At 50.9% G+C, this 17979-nt stretch carries 19 protein-coding genes; 3 read left to right on the top strand and 16 right to left on the bottom strand.

Annotation, left to right across the window (positions count from 1 at the left end):
• Position 1: 1 nt before the first annotated feature.
• Together purS and purC are read right to left on the bottom strand one after the other, a co-directional pair.
• Complete coding sequence (purS, locus tag AN963_RS28055; RefSeq protein WP_055747757.1) at positions 2 to 250, bottom strand: phosphoribosylformylglycinamidine synthase subunit PurS; 249 nt, start codon at positions 248 to 250, stop codon at positions 2 to 4.
• Positions 243 to 962, bottom strand: coding sequence for a phosphoribosylaminoimidazolesuccinocarboxamide synthase (gene purC, locus AN963_RS28060; protein ID WP_055747758.1), 720 nt, complete (start codon positions 960 to 962; stop codon positions 243 to 245). The genes purS and purC overlap by 8 nt, the downstream gene beginning before the upstream one ends.
• Positions 963 to 1366: 404 nt before the next feature.
• Between purC and AN963_RS28065 the strand changes: the two genes are divergently transcribed.
• Complete coding sequence (locus AN963_RS28065) at positions 1367 to 2566, top strand: iron-containing alcohol dehydrogenase (RefSeq protein WP_055747759.1); 1200 nt, start codon at positions 1367 to 1369, stop codon at positions 2564 to 2566.
• Between the two features lie 86 nt (positions 2567 to 2652).
• Positions 2653 to 3768 (top strand): aminopeptidase, encoded by a 1116-nt coding sequence (locus AN963_RS28070; protein WP_055747760.1) that lies wholly within the window; start codon positions 2653 to 2655, stop codon positions 3766 to 3768.
• Positions 3769 to 3880: 112 nt separating this feature from the next.
• On the opposite strand, the gene AN963_RS28075 is transcribed toward AN963_RS28070, so the two are convergent.
• The gene (locus AN963_RS28075; protein WP_055747761.1) at positions 3881 to 4675 is read right to left on the bottom strand and encodes a DUF169 domain-containing protein; all 795 of its coding nucleotides are present in this window, start codon (positions 4673 to 4675) and stop codon (positions 3881 to 3883) included.
• 390 nt (positions 4676 to 5065) lie between these two features.
• On the opposite strand from AN963_RS28075, the gene AN963_RS28080 reads away from it, so the two are divergent.
• Positions 5066 to 5662, top strand: a complete 597-nt coding sequence (locus tag AN963_RS28080; protein ID WP_055747762.1) for a hypothetical protein — start codon at positions 5066 to 5068, stop codon at positions 5660 to 5662.
• Between the two features lie 48 nt (positions 5663 to 5710).
• Here AN963_RS28080 and AN963_RS28085 read toward each other — a convergent pair whose 3' ends face one another.
• The 13 genes from AN963_RS28085 to AN963_RS28145 all read right to left on the bottom strand — a co-directional run bounded on the left by AN963_RS28085 (position 5711) and on the right by AN963_RS28145 (position 17955).
• Positions 5711 to 7021 carry a vWA domain-containing protein gene (locus AN963_RS28085; RefSeq protein WP_055747763.1) on the bottom strand — a complete coding sequence of 437 codons (1311 nt, stop codon included), beginning with the start codon at positions 7019 to 7021 and terminating at the stop codon, positions 5711 to 5713.
• A gap of 32 nt (positions 7022 to 7053) precedes the next feature.
• The gene (locus tag AN963_RS28090) at positions 7054 to 7737 is read right to left on the bottom strand and encodes a TadE/TadG family type IV pilus assembly protein (protein WP_055747764.1); all 684 of its coding nucleotides are present in this window, start codon (positions 7735 to 7737) and stop codon (positions 7054 to 7056) included.
• On the bottom strand, positions 7738 to 8139 hold the full coding sequence (locus tag AN963_RS28095; RefSeq protein WP_055747765.1) for a TadE family protein: 402 nt from the start codon (positions 8137 to 8139) through the stop codon (positions 7738 to 7740).
• Positions 8127 to 8834: a hypothetical protein gene (locus AN963_RS28100; RefSeq protein WP_055747766.1), complete on the bottom strand. Its 708-nt coding sequence runs from the start codon at positions 8832 to 8834 to the stop codon at positions 8127 to 8129. The genes AN963_RS28095 and AN963_RS28100 overlap by 13 nt, the downstream gene beginning before the upstream one ends.
• Positions 8835 to 8861: 27 nt before the next feature.
• Positions 8862 to 9704, bottom strand: a complete 843-nt coding sequence (locus AN963_RS28105; protein ID WP_055747767.1) for a hypothetical protein — start codon at positions 9702 to 9704, stop codon at positions 8862 to 8864.
• A gap of 15 nt (positions 9705 to 9719) precedes the next feature.
• Entirely contained in the window at positions 9720 to 10892 is a 1173-nt protein-coding gene (locus AN963_RS28110) for a hypothetical protein (protein WP_055747768.1), read from the bottom strand.
• Between the two features lie 24 nt (positions 10893 to 10916).
• The gene (locus tag AN963_RS28115; RefSeq protein WP_236708136.1) at positions 10917 to 12347 is read right to left on the bottom strand and encodes a vWA domain-containing protein; all 1431 of its coding nucleotides are present in this window, start codon (positions 12345 to 12347) and stop codon (positions 10917 to 10919) included.
• Positions 12348 to 12458: 111 nt separating this feature from the next.
• Positions 12459 to 12671 carry a hypothetical protein gene (locus tag AN963_RS28120; protein WP_055747916.1) on the bottom strand — a complete coding sequence of 71 codons (213 nt, stop codon included), beginning with the start codon at positions 12669 to 12671 and terminating at the stop codon, positions 12459 to 12461.
• Positions 12672 to 12766: 95 nt separating this feature from the next.
• Positions 12767 to 13705, bottom strand: a complete 939-nt coding sequence (locus AN963_RS28125; RefSeq protein ID WP_055747770.1) for a type II secretion system F family protein — start codon at positions 13703 to 13705, stop codon at positions 12767 to 12769.
• 4 nt (positions 13706 to 13709) lie between these two features.
• Positions 13710 to 14636 carry a type II secretion system F family protein gene (locus AN963_RS28130; RefSeq protein WP_055747771.1) on the bottom strand — a complete coding sequence of 309 codons (927 nt, stop codon included), beginning with the start codon at positions 14634 to 14636 and terminating at the stop codon, positions 13710 to 13712.
• Positions 14614 to 15990: a CpaF family protein gene (locus AN963_RS28135; protein WP_055747772.1), complete on the bottom strand. Its 1377-nt coding sequence runs from the start codon at positions 15988 to 15990 to the stop codon at positions 14614 to 14616. The genes AN963_RS28130 and AN963_RS28135 overlap by 23 nt, the downstream gene beginning before the upstream one ends.
• 13 nt (positions 15991 to 16003) lie before the next feature.
• Positions 16004 to 17161: an AAA family ATPase gene (locus AN963_RS28140; protein ID WP_055747773.1), complete on the bottom strand. Its 1158-nt coding sequence runs from the start codon at positions 17159 to 17161 to the stop codon at positions 16004 to 16006.
• Complete coding sequence (locus tag AN963_RS28145; protein ID WP_055747774.1) at positions 17158 to 17955, bottom strand: CpaB family protein; 798 nt, start codon at positions 17953 to 17955, stop codon at positions 17158 to 17160. The genes AN963_RS28140 and AN963_RS28145 overlap by 4 nt, the downstream gene beginning before the upstream one ends.
• Positions 17956 to 17979 lie beyond the last annotated feature (24 nt).

The raw sequence follows: 17979 nt of genomic DNA on the forward strand, positions 1-17979 counted from the left end.
GTTAGCCCTCCACGATCTCAAAGCGATAGTCTTCAACCACCGTATTGGCAAGAAGCTTTTCAGACATTTCACGCACGCGCTCTTCTGCTTGGGCGCGATCGTTCGTACCCAGCTCGAGCTCCATGTATTTACCGATGCGCACGTTGTTCACTTCATCAAATCCGAGGGAATGCAGGGCACCTTTCACAGCATGACCTTGCGGGTCCAAAACGCTCTCGCGCAAAGTTACGTATACAACTGCTTTAAACATGTACGTCTCCTCCCAATCTTTTCAGCATTTCTTGATACGCTTCTTCTACGTTGCCCAAATCACGGCGGAAGCGGTCTTTATCCAGCTTTTCGTTTGTTTCGGAGTCCCAGAACCGGCACGTGTCCGGCGATATTTCATCGGCGAGGAGAATTTCCCCGTCCGCAGTTTTGCCAAATTCCAATTTAAAATCGACCAGTGTGATGTTGCGCTCCCGCAAGTATGGACGCAGTACTTCATTAACTGCCAAGCCCATGCGCTCCAGAGTCGCCTGATCACTTTCGCTCGCAATCCCCAACACTTTGATGTGGGAGGCATTTACCAGCGGATCCCCCAAAGCATCGTCCTTGTAGTAGAACTCGACAACAGGCTGTGGGAGGACTGTTCCTTCTTCCATACCCAGTCGTTTTGCCAATGATCCTGCTGCGATATTACGGACGACTACTTCCAACGGGATAATTTCCACTTTGCGAACGACCTGCTCAGTGGCTGACAACAGGCGAATGAAATGGTTGTCGATCCCACGCTCTTTTAGCATGGTGAAAAAGATAGCAGTAATCCGGTTGTTCAGTTCACCTTTACCCGTGATTTGCGCTCTTTTCTCTCCGTTAAATGCTGTTGCGTCGTCTTTATACTCCACCCAGTACTGATCAGGCGTCGATGTCCGATAAATACGTTTCGCCTTACCTTCGTAGAGTTGTTCCTGTTTTTCCACTGTAGGAGCCACCTTCCCAGCTAAAAAGGTTGAGTTTCTATTAATTCACGAACGATTCAACTACATTAAAACACAATCATACGCATTTATCAACGAAAAATACGTGAATGACGTTCGACAATAGTTCGGAAATTGCTAGTAATTTTAGGATCCCCTCTATGTAAACATTCGTTTACAAACCATCCACACCAGCTTTACATTTTTTCTTTACAATAGAACGAATGTCTAGGTACACATTCGAATGGTCGGCGTTAATCCACCCCATTGATAACGTAACCAGCAGATCGCGCGCTATTCTCGTCATTTTGGCACAGGAATGGGAGCCTCTAATAATGGGCTCCTTTTTTGTTCATGTGTTACACTGATTTAGGTGCAACCTATATGGAAAGAAGGAAGGTATTCAGATGTTTCCCTTTGAGGTATCTTTTCCTACCCACATCTACTTTGGCGTTGGCGAACTAAGGCGTTTGGGCCAGGCTGCGAAGACATTGGGAAAAAAGGCGTTGCTCGTCACGGGAGGCAATGCTGCAAAGCGCACAGGACTACTCGATCGTGTGCAGGCGCTCTTGCAGGAAGCGGAAGTAGAAAGCATTCTTTTTGACAAAATCGAACCCAATCCGCGTACGGCTACCGTAGACGACGGAGCAACTCTCGCTCGTCAGCATGCGTGCGACTTTGTGCTGGCCGTTGGTGGTGGGTCCGTTATGGACGCTTCCAAGGCGATTGCTGCGGCTGCACAGTCTGGCCGTCCGATCTATGACTATATGCGCGGCAACCCAAGCGGCACGGGTAAAGTGCTCGTCCCTGTACAAGAGGCTTTGCCATTAATGACCGTCCCCACCGTTGCTGCAACTGGCTCTGAAGCCAATAACATCAGCGTGCTGACTCACTGGGACACTCACGAAAAGTCATCCATCAACGGGCCGGCTCTCTATCCAAAAATAGCGATACTCGATCCGTCGATCACGTATACCGTTCCCGCTCGCGTCACGGCCGAGGCTTGCGCGGACATTTTCTCTCATTTATTTGAAAGCTATCTGATCAGTGCAGAGGGTGCGCTTGTGCAAGACGGTGTGTCAGAGACACTCATCCGTCTGGTTGTAGAACACTCACTCACAGCCATCGAGCAACCTGACAACGAAGAAGCCCGCTCCACCCTGCTGTGGGTCAGCACATTAGGCATCAGTCCGTTTGCCAATGCGGGTCGAGGAGCAGGAATGCCTTTGCACGGAGTCGAGCATCCTTTGAGCGGTATCTACGATATGGCGCACGGTCGCGGACTCGCGATTTTGTCACTTCCTTATTTTAAACAGGTGATTCTGGAAGATCGCCCCGAACGACTGGCTCGCATGGGACGGCATTGTTTTGGGGTCACGGAAGAAGATGACCGGACTGCAGCTGAGGCTACGATCGAAGCGGTGAAAAACTGGTACGAACGCATGGGAATTACGGAGCGTCTCTCTGATTTTGGAGTCACGCGTGATGATCTGGCAGGCATGGCACAAGAGGCTGTGACCATTGGCGGACGCGGTGTCGGACATTTGCCCAGCTCTCGTAAACTGAATGCAGAAGACATCGTAAAGATCTACGAAGCCTGCTTATAAGGCTTTGCATATACACTGGCAGACTCCCTTAAAATTGTGCAATAATATATCTAATAAAAAAATTTTTACTATGGAGGTTGCGAAACATGGCAGATCCACGGATTAATGAATTAGCTAGCCGTCTTGTCCGCTACTCGCTCAATCTGCAAAAAGGAGAAAAGGTCCTGATCGAAAACACAGGCCTGCAACCTGAATTGGTTCGTGCTCTCGTACGCGAATCCTTTGCCGTAGGCGCCCTTCCTCTCGTCACCCTAAAAGACCAAGAAGTAAATCGCGCCTTGTACCAAGGAACAAGCGAAGAGCATATGGCATTGATGGCCAAATTTGAATACGACCGCATGAAAGACATGGATGCGTACATCGCCGTGCGCGCTTATGACAACATCAATGAATACGCTGACGTGCCTGAAGACAAAATGGGCATCTACTCACGCGTTCTGTACCAGCCTGTACATACAAATGAGCGTGTACCAAACAAGCGCTGGGTCGTTCTGCGCTATCCGAACAAATCGATGGCACAGCTGTCCAGTATGAGCCTGGAGGGCTTCGAGGACTTCTATTTCTCCGTCTGCAACCTGGACTATGCCAAGATGTCCAATGCAATGACGCCGCTGAAAGAACTGATGGAACGTACTGATCGCGTACGCATCGTTGGCCCGAAAACCGACCTGCGCTTCTCCATTAAAGGAATCAACGCGATCAAATGCGATGGCAAACGCAACATTCCTGACGGAGAAGTTTACACGGCACCTGTTCGTGATTCCGTCGAAGGGACCATCTTCTACAACGCTGCGACCAACTACAACGGCATTTCCTTTACCGATGTTCAATTCACGTTTAAAGAAGGAAAAATTGTAGAAGCTACCAGCTCCAACACCAAAGCCTTGAACGACATTCTCGATACCGACGAGGGTGCTCGCTACATCGGGGAATTTGCGATCGGCTTCAACCCGCACATCCTGCATCCGATGCTCGACATCCTGTTTGATGAAAAAATCGCCGGCAGCTTCCACTTCACGCCGGGGAATGCTTACACGGTGGCAGACAACGGCAACCGCTCCTCTGTCCATTGGGATTTGGTGCAAATCCAGCGTCCTGAATACGGCGGCGGCGAAATCTGGTTCGACGATGTACTGATCCGCAAAGACGGCCGTTTTGTCTTGCCAGAGCTCGAAGGATTGAACCCGGAGAATCTGGTGTAGATCGAACAATAACAGAATGAAAAGGGGCAATCCCATACGTCTCGTGTAGACGGAGGGATTTGCCCCATTTTTATGAAACGTTGGTACCAGCGGGTAAATAAACGCTTTCCCCCTACGAGGACAGCTCTTTGTCCTTCGCTTCCCCAAACATACCCGCCAGCTTTTGATAGGTAGGAGGAAATTCTGCCTGATAGCGTAGGAAGGATGGGATCGGATAGCGTACGCCGCCTTTTTGTGTGCCTGCCAGCCCTTCTACGAGCTCTGCCGCATCGCGGAAATGGAAGCTAAAGGCCATCTCGTGATCTTGTGTTTGCGCGAACAGCCTATCGCCATAACAGGGAACGATGACTTGCGGTTCACCGGTTTGCAGAGGCTTGATCGCGATGTCAGCACAGTCTGCCCGGCTGGAGAATGTAGATGGGATCGAACCGCCCCGCTTGTACAGCATTCCTGCGACCAGCCTCATGACTTGCGCCGAATTTCCGTAAATGACGACGACATCCGGGTCTACCTCCGCTCGCTCCAGAGGAAACGATACGTAATACCCGCTCTCTTCAGCAGATAGCTTGGGAACGTCCTGCTCGCTCTTTGCCCCTGTTTCCAGTGAGTCGGTGTACATGCCACAGGCCAGATTTCCTTCTGAATAAAAAGGCAGCTGCTCTTCGTACCCAAATGCCACTTGGGCGATGGGACAGGAAAGGTCCGCTCCATTCATGGCAATACTCCAGCCATAGCGGCGGGAAAAACCAACGGCTTGGCAAATGGTGATCTGGTAGCCTAGATCGCGCGAAGGTAGCTTTACCTTTGCAGGTAGATTGGCCTCATCCTTCACGATTTTGACGCCAACTGGAAATGTCTCCGTTCTCACATAGGTTTGAATGGCTTGGCTCAATTCTTTTGCATTCATGCCCGTTCCCCCTTTTGAAAATGGATGTACTCTGAATCTTTCGTCTTTTCAGTTGGAAATTCCTTTCTCAGCTACAAATACAAAGGTAGGTAACGATTGCACGTTCTCGATTCGCGTCGAGCTCGTCCTGGTAATTCGCGAATATCATCTGGCGTCAGTAGCGTCCGTACATTGGCAAGGCTGTTGGCTTTAAAGCATATTCTCCCCTCGATGATTCTTTCCTTCATCTTCTTCTCACAGTCTCTCACACCATTGCCGCCAGACTCTTTGTTTTCCCACCCACATTCAAGCTTACAACTTCGTAAGGTACTGGAAAGGAAAATCGATTTCGAGTTGACGCAATCCTTGCTACTATAGAACATGACTTCAAGGAACATACGGAGGGTACGGATGAAGAAATATGCGTGGATCCAGGGGCTCTTGCTCCTGTTTGTTGCTGTGCTCAGCGGCTGCAACCCCATTACTGCTTCCCCTGAGCAGGTACAAGGGCTGACAAAAGAAGAAGCGGCTCAAATTGCTTCAGCCGCTGTCAGACAATACTATCACGTTGAAGTGAACACTACCGATCGGGTCATCACACTGGATGATCCCGCAAAACTCGTGGAAGCGACCACAGGAGAGCCGATTTTCAGAGGCATTCCTGTCCACGTCGTTATGAACCGTGAACCTCAAGTGGGTGAAGTCTCTGCCTTCCACGCCATAATCGACCCGAAGTCCAAGCAAGCGCTCTCAGTGTCCATCGATTTTGCTGGGCAAAATGGACAGCAAACGGCAAAAACCTTGACAGAGGCCGATCTTGAAAAGGCCGCATCGGAGTTTATCCGTACCCAAAAGCTACTCACCCCCACCGCCTTTCAGCTGGTTAAGGCATCCTATGCCAATCCTGATGATCTCAAACGCTATTTTTACTATTCGGACGGACTCAAAGCGATTGCCATCGGAGTAGATACCCAGCTGCAGCAAGTGGTGACCTTTACCTATATTTAAGATTAGAAAACGTGGCTACGCCAATCCTATGGCGAAAACAGCGGGACATCAATTCCCGCTGTATTTTTGTTCGATCTCCACTTTCATTTCTTGATAGGTCTTATTGGTGAGGTGAACTAAATAATCAGTCAGCTCTTCTTTCGCTTGGGTGGCCAACGCCTCTCTGGTTGCACGTTGCTGCATGAGGAAGCCTTTCGCCTCATTCCCGATTTTCCCTGTCATGGCTAAATAGTCAATCGCTGCTCCGATGTTCAAGCTCTCTCGCCAATTTTTCTCATACCAATCGCGGTCATACGCATCAATCCACTTTCTGCGGTCTTTGAGCACCGCATCTGCTTCCGTCAGCGCGTCCCGTTTCCATTGCTCCCACTTTTCGGCGATTTCCTTGGCTCGTTCCAGCTCCTGTCGGAATTGATCGCGATTGGTTACGTTGGCGTACAATCCTTCCGACGCCTGCGCGATTTCCTTTAGCTGCTTTTGGCCTTGTGCATCCACATCAAAACCAATCACATTGAGCAACGGCATGATGTCTGACTCGGACAGCTTTTTTGCCACTTCGACCGGATCTCCTCCGCAAGTCTCGATACCGTCGCTGACCAAGTAAATCACATTTGTATTTTTGTCTGCCGGAAACGCGGACAGATCTTCCTGAGCTTTTTGCAAAGAATACGCAATCGACGTCCAGCCGGATGGTTCAAATAATCCCAATGCTTCATTCAGTTTTTTCGCATGGTAGGTTTGCAGGGGGTAGACGATCTCACTGCTACTGCAAGATCGCTGTTTGTCCGCATCGGACCCACTCCCCAGATGACCGTATACGCGTAAAGATACCTTGGCCTCTTCAGGCAGGGATTCGGCAAATTCTTTGATTGCTTCCTTTGCCAGCTCCATCTTCGTTTTTTCACCGATTTTCTCCCCCATACTCCCGCTCGCATCCAGAATGATTTCTACGTTAAAGTGCTCACGGAATTGGAAGCGCGCGTCCCCTACATCGGGACTCCCGAACGACGCCATCTTCCACCGGTCTACTACCATCTGCGGACTGAGGTAATCCTCTGAGAACAGCTTCAGCAATTCCGACCAGTACACTCTCAACAACGTTTCATTCATGCCGTCCAGGAGAGGAGGCAATTCATCGAGAATTTGTGCGATTTTGTCATGATGGGGATACTGCGGCTGGTAGAACGGAATACCAGAGAGCGGACCAGGAGTGGCGACAATCAACTCCTGCGCAGTCTGGGGAAGCTGTGTTTGGGGAGCGGAAATCACAGAGCCTGCTGCTCCCAGCGAACAGCCTGTGAGCAAGAGAGACACGAGCATTCCTCCTAGGATACGTTGCCATCTGCGCTTCCTTTCCATCTGTACCGCCTCCTCAGAGCTTGATGCATGCGTCACCAGTCTTCTCCCTCTGAAAATACGTGAGGAAGCTGCTTCCAGCCTGTCACCTTGACGAAGCCAATCGTCCTGCTTTTTCCTGTCTGGTAGATTTGTTCGGCATGCTTTGGCATAAAATCCATCCCGAATGTCTTACTTTCATATCGGACCGAGGTCCTCACTTCGATACGGTCCTCTCCATTAAACAACTTGATGGATGAACCACTGAGCGTGCTCTTGTTGCTCGCGAGAATGTCCGTGACGACGCCAGGAATCTCAGAAGAAGCCTGATCCAGTCCTACCACGACGTGCGTCAGTAAATCCGGATATACAGGAATCGCGAAGAGCAATACACGATCGATCGCCTCGAATTGCACTTCACTCGATGACCAATCCGGATTGGCCGCTTCGATTGATTTCATCTCTTCTTCTACCAACGGCCAGATATAGACTGGGTCAATCCAATTCACAATGGAATGGTCATAAGAATGGATGGCTTCCTCGACTTCGTCGTAGATGACGTCAGTCGCCGCCAAGCTGGCTAGCTCAGCACTATTTGCCGCCATTTCTTTGTCGACAAAGACGGAAGAGAAATTAAAGAGAACCGTAAAAATCACCAAGAGCATGAAGAAAAAAACAGTCAACACGAGTATAGTCATATTGCCCCGCTCATTGCGCAAGAGCACGATCAACTGTCTCATCTAATGGATCACCCGTCCCCGAAGCTCTCTCGAAAATGAGATCACCCTGTCTTCTTCATCCATGTTACGTTTGATGAAATCCGGAAGAAAAAACAAATCCAGATGTACACCGACTTTAGCCGTAAAGTAACTGCCGTCACCGGAAATGCCTGAGCCACCGCCATTATAGGCGATTCCCCCGCCAGCGCTACCCACGATCTTTTGTGCAGCGTCCAGCGCCTCGATAGATTTTCCGGTGATGGCATACACCTTAGCTGCCTCATTCGCTGCTGACTGCGCGATGATCACCGCATACACACCCGTCAAAAACTGCCACAAAATCAGCAGGATTAAAAATACGAACGGCAGGATTCCGAGAAATTCTACGGTCGCAGAGCCTTTTTGGCCGTTTATCCTTCCCATGCTAGCTCCTCTTGTTTCCGTACCTGCTCCGTACTCCACTTACGGGTGTACAAGGTAAATAGTACTGAGATAAAGGGACAGAGCATGACATAGAGCAGCAGCTGCGTGAAAAAAACAGCCCCAAAGCTTGTCGTGATCGACGTTACCGAGAGCAAACCGATCATGGAAATTCCCCATTCGATCACACTCGTCAAAATGAGCAGACCGACAATCGGTACAAAATGCCTTTTGCCCAGCTCAAATGCGCTACGCAAGCATTGCCACGGCGTCTTTCCTTTCACTACAGCCACATACGGCGTGAGAAAAAACAAGATCAGGAGCAGCAGCCCTGGGACAACAAACAGGACCATACCGATACTAACCGCCAACACGTAGACTACCCCAAATAGAAACACGGAGATGCCTTGTTCGGCAAAAGCGCGAAAGGCCTGTCGCAGCGGTCTTTCCTCTCCTTCTAGATCGGTGATTACGTATTGGGCAAAGGGAACTTGGACGACCATAAAGAACAACAGGAGCAAAAACAGATTGAAAAAGCTGGAGACGACCTTGGCTCCGGTGATCGCGGCTAAAAAACTCACATAATTGATGGTCATGTTGTGGACGATCATGAAGGGCAGTACAATGACAGCTGACAGCAACAACAGCGACTCAATATGCCGCGTATAAAAATGGAAACTTTCCTTCAGCGGATTCATGCTTCTCCCCCTGTTCGTTGCACGTGTCTATGGATTGCGCAGGATCGAAACGACCAGGCGCTGAAATAACGCATCATTTTGCTCCCGATATGACTCGGCCAGCTGCTCGGCTGATTGATAGGACACGGACTGCGTCTCAAAGCTGCGAACGGACTCGTCATTCGTTTTTCGCAGCCCTTCATCCTTGTAGCGACGAAGCAATTCGCTGAGCTTCTCCTTTTTCTTGAGTTGCTCCCCCGAAAGCGCCAGACGGTTGTTTGCAAAAAAGACGGACAGCCGATCGACTGCTTCCCTGACTTCGACCTGCCTGCGCAACCGCTCGTACAAGAGGTAATCGGACTCGTACAACGCATTACGCAAGGCCGTTTCGTCCTCTGAAATCACGTAGCCACGCGCAAGCATTTGTTGGTGGGCACGCATCCCCGCTTCAAAGATGTCCCGCAGTCGATCCCTACCGTCGACAACAAATTCGCAGACGTCAATCAGCTGTCGAGCATCCTTTTGCGTCTGGACATCCATGCTGGCTTCGCAATCCGGCAGCAGTGCCTGCAAAATATCCCGCTTTTGCTCGTACATCCAGACTGGTTTTTCCTTATCTGCAGCAAAATCCTTGGTGAAGTTGATGACAGCGTTATTGTGGGACATAAACAGGCGTACCACCGGCTCTGCTTCCCTACGGGGAACGATTTCCCCATCTGGGCGGAGGATCAGATAGCCGACCGCTTCCTTCCCTCCCCACTTCCAGTACTGCACATTGTAATAAAAGCGTTCGTTCATTTGGACTGCATGATTAAACAACTCCGGCTTTTCCAGCAGATGCTTGAACGCTTTGATCTGGGCACGAACTTGTGCCGTCTCTGTTACTCTCATCGTGCGAGACCTCCTTTACGCAAAGATGGACTTCACCCACCCAACCGCTTTACTCACACCTTCTCGGATTCCCCGAGTGATTGCTCCACCCGCGAGCTTGTCACTCCATTTGACGAGTCGACTCAATCCCCAGAGAACAGCTCCTGTCACAACCAGAACGCCCGCTACAGTCTGCCCGCCTGGAATGACAGAGGCAATGATTCCCGCATCGATCAAGGTACTCCCAAAGCTACCGACTCCATCGACGAACTTCTCATTTTGCTTGTCTTGGCTCAGACTGGAATCAAATGCCTGATCGAATTTGGTAACCGTGTCAAACACATCAAAGGGTAGACTGATTGCGGCAATCCCGACATTCAATCCCGTAACGATCCCTGGAACCCTGACCGTATTCGCTGCGTTTACCGCGTTGGAAAACGATCGCTGGGCATTTACATTGCCGGCCAGAGCATTCGGATTTTGCTTCAAGATAAACTGGTAGCCGTCGTAGATTCCTTTTGCATCCAGACCATCGAGCGTCAGTCCTGTCACATTGCCCCACGGTGTGTCCTTAACCCCGATATCAATCCCTTTCAATCCGAGCTGTAGCAGGAACCCTCCGTACTTTCCAGCGCCCGTGCGTAGATCGACCTCTCCTTGCTCAATCAATGCCGCAGAGTAGCCCAGTGTCCCGCCTATCATATCTTTAAAACTCAGCTTAAGCGCGTCATAGCCTTTGGTTTCACCGAATGGCTCCGGAGAAGGTGGCTTCAGTGGGGCTGGATCGAGCTTTTTTACCCCGCCGCCGGGACTTTGTGAAGCTGGCAGTTCAATGGCAGGCATCTGCAAAGAGGGAATGGTGCTGTTCGGAGGTCGCAACTGCGGGATTTCTCCGCCAGGTGGTTCCAATGCGGGTACAGAACCGTCTGGAGCATGCAGCGGGGGTGGATCTCCCCCTGGTGGTTGCAGCTGTGGAGTGTCCCAACCTGGAGGCTCCAGCTGCGGTGTCTCCCATTGCGGGGCTTCCAGCTGTGGCGTCTCCCACTGAGGAGCCTGCAAATCCGACATCTGATAGTTTGGTGCGTTTAGCTGAGGAACGGGTAATGATGGTGCCTGGGCTAGGACGATTCCAGGTAAGACCTGTAGTAACAGGATGAAAAAGGCGAAGCTTCCGATTAATAGGGGGCTCTTTCCTTTTCTCCTCGCCATGACCAAACCCTCCTGTACAAAGAACTAGTTTCCTTTCACATGTCCACGAAATTGCTGTTGGATTGCCGCAATGGCTTCCTGATAGGTTTTTTCGTTGAGCGTATCCAAAAAGTCTTCCAGCTCGTCGGCACGCTGCCTCGCCAGCTTCTCTTGTTTGCTCTCGAGCTTTTCCAGAGCGGCTATCATCTCTTCGGACAAAGTTTTGCGCGCTCCCAGCTCCGTTAAAGCAGACAGAAAATTATAGCTCTCTCTGGAGGCGATGCTTTGCCATTTGGAGCCATACTCACTGATGGTGACACTTTGAGCGATCGTTGTGGAGAGTGCCTCGTAAGTCGAGCCAGCCAACCACTTCTCCCACTTCTGGGCGATCCGTTTCGCCTGCTCAAACTCTTTTTGCAGCTCCTTTTGGTCTTGAATGAACACGTACCGACCCCCGGCTGCTTCAGCTACCTTTTTGAGCTGCTGCTGCCCCTCTCCATCCACGCCAAAGCCGACCACGTTGACAATTGGTGTAATATCCGAGTCAGCCAGTTGCTTCGCTGCCTCGACCGGATTGCCCCCGCACGTTTCGATTCCGTCGCTGACCAAGTAAATGATGTTGGTGTTCTGCTCACCCGTCAACGGACGCAAATCCTCCTCGGCCTGCTGCAAGGCAAGCGCGATCGGCGTCCAACCAGCCGGCTTGAACTGTGCAAGCGAGCTTTGCAGCTTTTGCTTGTCGTACGCCTGCATCGGATACATCACTTCACTGCTCGCACACGAATGGGCCTTGTCAGCTTCTGATCCGCTGCCCTCGTGTCCGTATACCCGCAAGCTGACGTTGGCCCCGGCTGGAAGTGATGCCGCAAACGAGGTGATTGCTTCTTTCGCAGACTGCATCCTCGTTTTGCCACCAGCAGAAGCCGCCATGCTCCCACTCGCGTCCAGCAAGATCATGACGTTGTACTGCTTCTTGAATTGAAAGCGTGGATCGCCGATGGATGGATCACCAAATGACGCGAGCTTCATCTGATCGATGATATCTTGCGGATCTGGGTAGTCCTCGCCAAAAAGTGATAATAGCACCCGATAGTATAGCTCGACTGCCTCTTCGTCCACGCTCTCCAGATTGGGCAGTCGGTGCAGCACTTCTTTGATTTCATCGCTTTGCTCCCCGTACATTCTCCCGGAAAAACGCCCTGGCGGCATCGAATAGAAATCTTCGGTGCTCGCTGGTAGCCGAGTGAGTGTATCTGGAATCAATGCCTGTAACTCCGCGACTTTTTGTTCCCTGCTTTTCTCGGCCTGATTGGGTGACGCAGGCTCTTGCCCATCGGCTGTTCCCTCTGGTTCTACCGGCTTTGTGCGTGTCGGCTGCTCCTGCTGATTATCTACAGGTACAGCTTCTTCCGACGTACAAGCTTGCAATCCGAGTACACAGATGAGGAGGATGACGGACAGGACTGGCTTTACCATTTTCAAGATTTCATGCCTCCCCGCTTTGAAGATAATCACGTGTTATGTATGTAAGAAGGAGGGCTGGCAAACCTACCTTTTTGTTCGCCAGCCTCCCGAACGAACCATCGATTAATCAGCGCCAATGCTTTTGATAATTTTGGACAAGGTAGAGGAAACTGCGCCCCCGACGGCTGTATCATCCTTGAAAACAAACTGAATCGCCGCAAACACAGCAAGAATGACACCTGCGAGCGCAATCCATTCGATTGCCTGGGCACCTTTCTGATTATGTAAGGATACCGTCAGCTTTGTGTACCATTTTTGAATCGTGCTGGTCATCATAACATCTACTCCCCTCAAGGCTTTTTTATTTTTGAAAAGATACGTCAACTTTCTGACTCTTCCTAGGGAGCATCACCTCCTTTTCCGATCGTTTTTTATTTGGAGAACAGATTGGAAAACAGGCTGGCTTCCTCCATGATGTTGAGCACCATCAGCCCACCAATGAGCATGATGGCTGTCGGAGCGACGACAAACGTAGTGATCAGCGTCACTTTTGGTGAAGCCTTCGCAGCCTTTTCCTTGATCAGTTCCTTGCGAATACGCCGCATGTTTTCGGATTGGATTTTAAACGTGACCGCGATCGGCACCCCGAGCCGCATTCCCTGAATCAGTGCCTTGATCAGCATCTGAAACTCTGGATTGTCGTTGCGGCGCAGTAGCTGTTCATACGCTTTTTCACGAGGAACACCCAGATCCAGCTCCTGATTAAAACGGGAGAACTCCTCCCGTAATGGCCCCTGAAAAAACTGAATGACTTCTCGTAAGGCATGATCGAGACTTACTCCCGCCTGCAGGGTAACACTGACAGTATCGAGAAATTCTGGGAGGTCGTAGCGCAGCTGATTTTGCCTCTCTCTCGCCTTGTTCTTCAGCAGGATGATCGGCAGAAAATAGCCTGCTAATGGCCAGAGAATCAAGCCAAAGAGAGCAAAGGGAAAGCCGAGGACAAAAAACACCGTTCCTGCGATAAGACCGATCAAGGCCAGCAGTATTTTGGCCCCTTGAAACCGAGCGACAGTCAGATCGAGTGGCCGTCCAGCCTTTAACAGCCACTCCTCCACCTCATGTGACTCACTGAAAAAGTTGATGCGCTGTCCTAAAGCCGAGTAGTCATCGCTGTAGGTCAGGAGTCGTTTGATCCATTTTTGTGAAGTCGTTTCCCGCTTTCGCACGTCGTAGACTTTGTTGCCTGTTGCGTCATGGACGTGGGCAATCAGCTTTTCCTTTTCGACCGAGTAACGGTACGCCTCTTTTAAAAAGATCCCGAAGAACAAGAGAAACAAAAACAGGCTAGTGACGATGAGGGCATCCATTTTCTCACACCTTTATGTTGGTCACTTTTTTGACCAGAACGTAGGAAAGTACCGTACCGACCATGAACAGTCCCAGCAGTACAAGGCCAAAGCCAGAGAACAGGGGATCGATGAAGCCTTCGTTCATCGTGTTCATCATGAGCACGAGGGCAATCGGCATGATTGGAACGAGAATGGAAACGTACCGCTGCTCAGCCGTCATGGTCTTGATTTCCTGATTGACGATCCGACGATCTTCCAGCGTCTCCGCCATCTCATGGAGCACCTCGCTCAAATTCCCCCCCGCTCGACGCTGAATGAGCAACGTGGCGGCAAAAATACGAAAATCCCTCGTCGGTATGCGCTTTTCCATATCGGTTAGTGCCCTGTCAAAGCTGACGCCTAGCTGTAGCTCACGCGCCATGCGGCTGAATTCCTGTCCAGCCGGCTGCGGTATTTCTTTTGCCACCAGCTCGATCCCCTGCGAGAGTGTCAGTCCTGCCCGCAAAGAGTTCGCCAGCAAACGGCATACATCTGACAGTTGATCATTCAGACGCTCTTGGTATTTATTGCGCCGCACGATGAACAGGAGGCTTTGCGCGGCGTACATACTACCCAATCCACCCAGCAGGTTGTAAGGCATGTGTAACCCGACGACGTTGCTCAAAAAGAAAGCCATCCCCATCGAGCCGATCAGCATGATGCCGTAATATTCGGAGGAAGTTAGCGCAATATTGGCACGTACTAGCCTTTGCTGCACTTCTTTGGCATGAGCGGTGCGGTCAAAGCGGTCTCCCCACACGATGATGAAGCTTTTTCGCTTGGATTTGATGTCATACCATTCCTCTGTACGCTTTTTCCACTCGGTCTTTTTCGCACGGTAGCCAAGGAAGTCATAAATCCCCCAGATCCCCAGCAGCACCGCGAGACTAAACAGGATAGAGATGCTCACGCTTTTTCACCTCGCCCATCGAAAACATGGATTCGTCCATTTCGATCCCAAACATCTTCAAGCGCTCCAGGCAGTGGGGCGTCTTCCCTGTTGGAGTAAAGTACCCTAGCACTTCCCCTTTTCTGCCCATCCCGATCCGCTGGAAACGGAAGATTTCGTTTACTTCCACCTGTTTGTCGGGACCAGTGAATATTTCCGATATGGAAACCATTTTGCGGGTACCGTCCGAGAGTCGCGTGACCTGTACGATAAAATCCAACGCGCTGACGATGTACTCACGGATAATGGCAGAGGGCAAATCCATTCCTGCCATTACAACCATTCCTTCTAGTCGGGTGAATGCATCCTGCGGCGAATTGGCGTGGACGGTCGTCAGTGAGCCCTCGTGACCGGTATTCATCGCTTGAAGCATGTCAAATGCCTCTGCACCGCGAACCTCCCCGACTATAATCCGATCCGGCCGCATCCGCAGCGAGTTTTTCACCAAATGCCGTATCGTGATTTCCCCTCTTCCCTCCATGTTTGGCGGACGCGCCTCCAATCCGATGCAATTGGGGCGATCCAGCTTGAGCTCCGCCGAATCTTCAATCGTAATCACCCTTTCAAAGGCAGGGATAGAGCGCGAGACGGCATTGAGCAGCGTCGTCTTCCCGCTCCCGGTTCCTCCAGAGATGAGCACGTTCATTTTCGCTTCGACGATAGCCTGTAAAAATCGACACATCGCCTCATCGAATGAACCAAAATGCATCAAGTCCTCCATGGCGAACGGGTCTTTGCGAAATTTACGGATGGAGACGAGGGTTCCATTCAGACTAATTGGTGGAATAACAGCATTCACACGGCTCCCATCCTTCAGGCGAGCATCCACCATCGGGGAGCTTTCGTCGATCCTGCGGCCGAGCGGTGCCACGATCCGGTCTACGATATGGCGGAGATGTTCCTCATCTCGAAACTTCAGATCGGTCATTTCCAGTCTGCCGTTTTTCTCGATGTATACTTGCTGATGACCGTTGATCGATATCTCCGTGATGTCCGGGTCAGCAAGCAGCGGCTCCAATGGCCCTAGTCCTACCGACTCGTTGATCAGCCGAGTCAGCAGCAATTCCTTTTCATTGCGGGGAATGACGACTTTTTCTTCTGACATGTATTGTGAGATCATGCGCTCGATCGCCAAGCGCATTTCGCCTTGTGCCAGACTGGTCAATCGCTCCAGATTCGTTTCCCGCAGAAGCCTTGATTTGTAATGTTCCGCCAACTCATCAATGTACGGGTTGTGATAGGCAGGAGCCGCTATCGGGCGCAGGGCTTCTTCGGTCGGTATGTGTTTTTCCTCTTTTCGCCTGAACAACGCCATGGCTTCCCTCCTCCTACGACAGCTTGGTCAGAACCCATTTTCGTATCTCTTTTGCCGCTGGAATCAGCTTCTTTTCATTCGCTTCCCGCTGCAAGGGTAGTCCCTGATTCACTGCAGCCTGGATGCCTCGGTGATCCCGACATATTTCCGCTGCGACCGGAACCTGTATCAATCCTTTCAGATCAGAGACCGTCAGCTCGTTATCCCTGCCTACCTGATTGACCACCACTTCCAGTCGCCCTTCCGTATCGATTCTCAGACGTCTGAACAACTCTTCTGAAAGCCGATAGATTTGGACGGAGGGGGTGTCCAGATTCATCACGTAGTAGATGTAATCCGATTCCTCTAGAGCCGTGTACGTCAACTCGTTCATATGTGTCGGCAAATCGATAATCACAAAGTCGTAGCTGCGTCGGCTAGCTCGAATCAGCCTGGTGACGAACTCCTCGGACATGTTTTCCGCCGTTTCGGCATCGCGTGGACTCGTCAGCACCTCCAGCTTGGAATGCGCCTCGCGCAGTGACACGTTGCGAATGTGATTTTCATTCATTTCGTTCATGACGGGCACGAGATCGGCGAGAGTCCGGCTCGAGTCCAGCGAGAAAAACGTCTCTACTCCCCCGTATTGAAGGTTTAAATCAATCAGGAGAACACGCGCCGTAGATTCCAGCTTGAGTGCCTGCGCGAAACCAGTAGCAAGCTGCGTTCGACCACTCCCGCCCTTCCCGCTGTAAAAGGAGTACACCTTTCCGCGACCACGTACAAACGCCTTACCCGAAGTGGCCGTTCCCTTTTTTCGCTGCTGCTGCTCTCCCAGCTCAGCGATTTTGTCCAAGCGATCCGTCAACAGGGCCAGTTCGTCAGGCATCAAGATATATTCGATAGCCCCTGCGCGAACGATATCCCGCAGCAAGACGAAATCTTGCTTTTCCGTCAAAAAAATGACGAGGCCTTCCGGAAGCTCTCCTTGTATGTATTGCACCAGCTCTACACCTGATCCGTCCTCTGGCTGGACGATCAAGACGACGTCGGGAGCGATCCGGTCGATTTCCTTTTTTACTTCACGCGATGTAGTGAACTGTACATGCCCATGATGGCTGAGCGCCTCTCGCAGCAAGCTTTTGATCGAGTCATAATCAGCGACAACGAGAATTTTCACATCTGTATTCATGACTTGCCCTCCGGTTTGACGACAGGTGTTGGTTGTACAGGTTTTGGTTGCGTAGGTGTAGGTTGCGCGGGTGACGGTTGTACGCTTAGCGGTTTGGGCTGGCTTTGTTGCCCGGTAGCTGGTGCAGTAGGCGTGGTTGCCCTAGGCTGTTGCTCTTGGAATGGCTGCGGGATGCCTAATTCTCCTTTTCCTACATTTGACTTTAGAATCCGCATGACTTGCGCGTAGTGTTGCTGGTGGATAAAGGCTGGCACCTGTTCGAACGGCATTTCCAGGGCGACCCCTTTAAATTGATTGTCCGTCTTCGCGACCATCGCTACTGGCACATCTTTCATAAAGACCTCTGTAGCAGGCTTCCCATTCACCTCATGGGAGACAATGACATCTACGCGATCCAATGACTCCAGTTGCTGATCAAAAATGATATTGCCGGATGCATATACCGTCACGAGGCGATTGTTTTGGTCTCTGACCGTCGCAGCAGGCTTGATAATATTTTTCGTGATGATGTCCCCCTCCGACAGTGGAACAACGGTTACCTGATTTTTCAGACTGCCTTTATCAGTCACGTAGGAATGATCCGCATATTTTTTCGGAATTTGCATGGTCTTGATTTGGTCAGGTTGGATGAGTGCCCGTGATGCGATATCCGTACTCGCCACGTAAATATCTACCATTTCACCCAGCTGCGAATTCAAGTCTTTGATCTTTTTCAAAAACAAAAAGCCTGCCGTCGCTGCCAGTATGAGAGACAGCGTCAAAAAGATAATTGCTCTTCGTTTCGATTCCAACATCGAGTGATTCCCTCTCCCTATCCT

Source organism: Brevibacillus choshinensis (assembly GCF_001420695.1).
Lineage (GTDB): Bacteria > Bacillota > Bacilli > Brevibacillales > Brevibacillaceae > Brevibacillus > Brevibacillus choshinensis.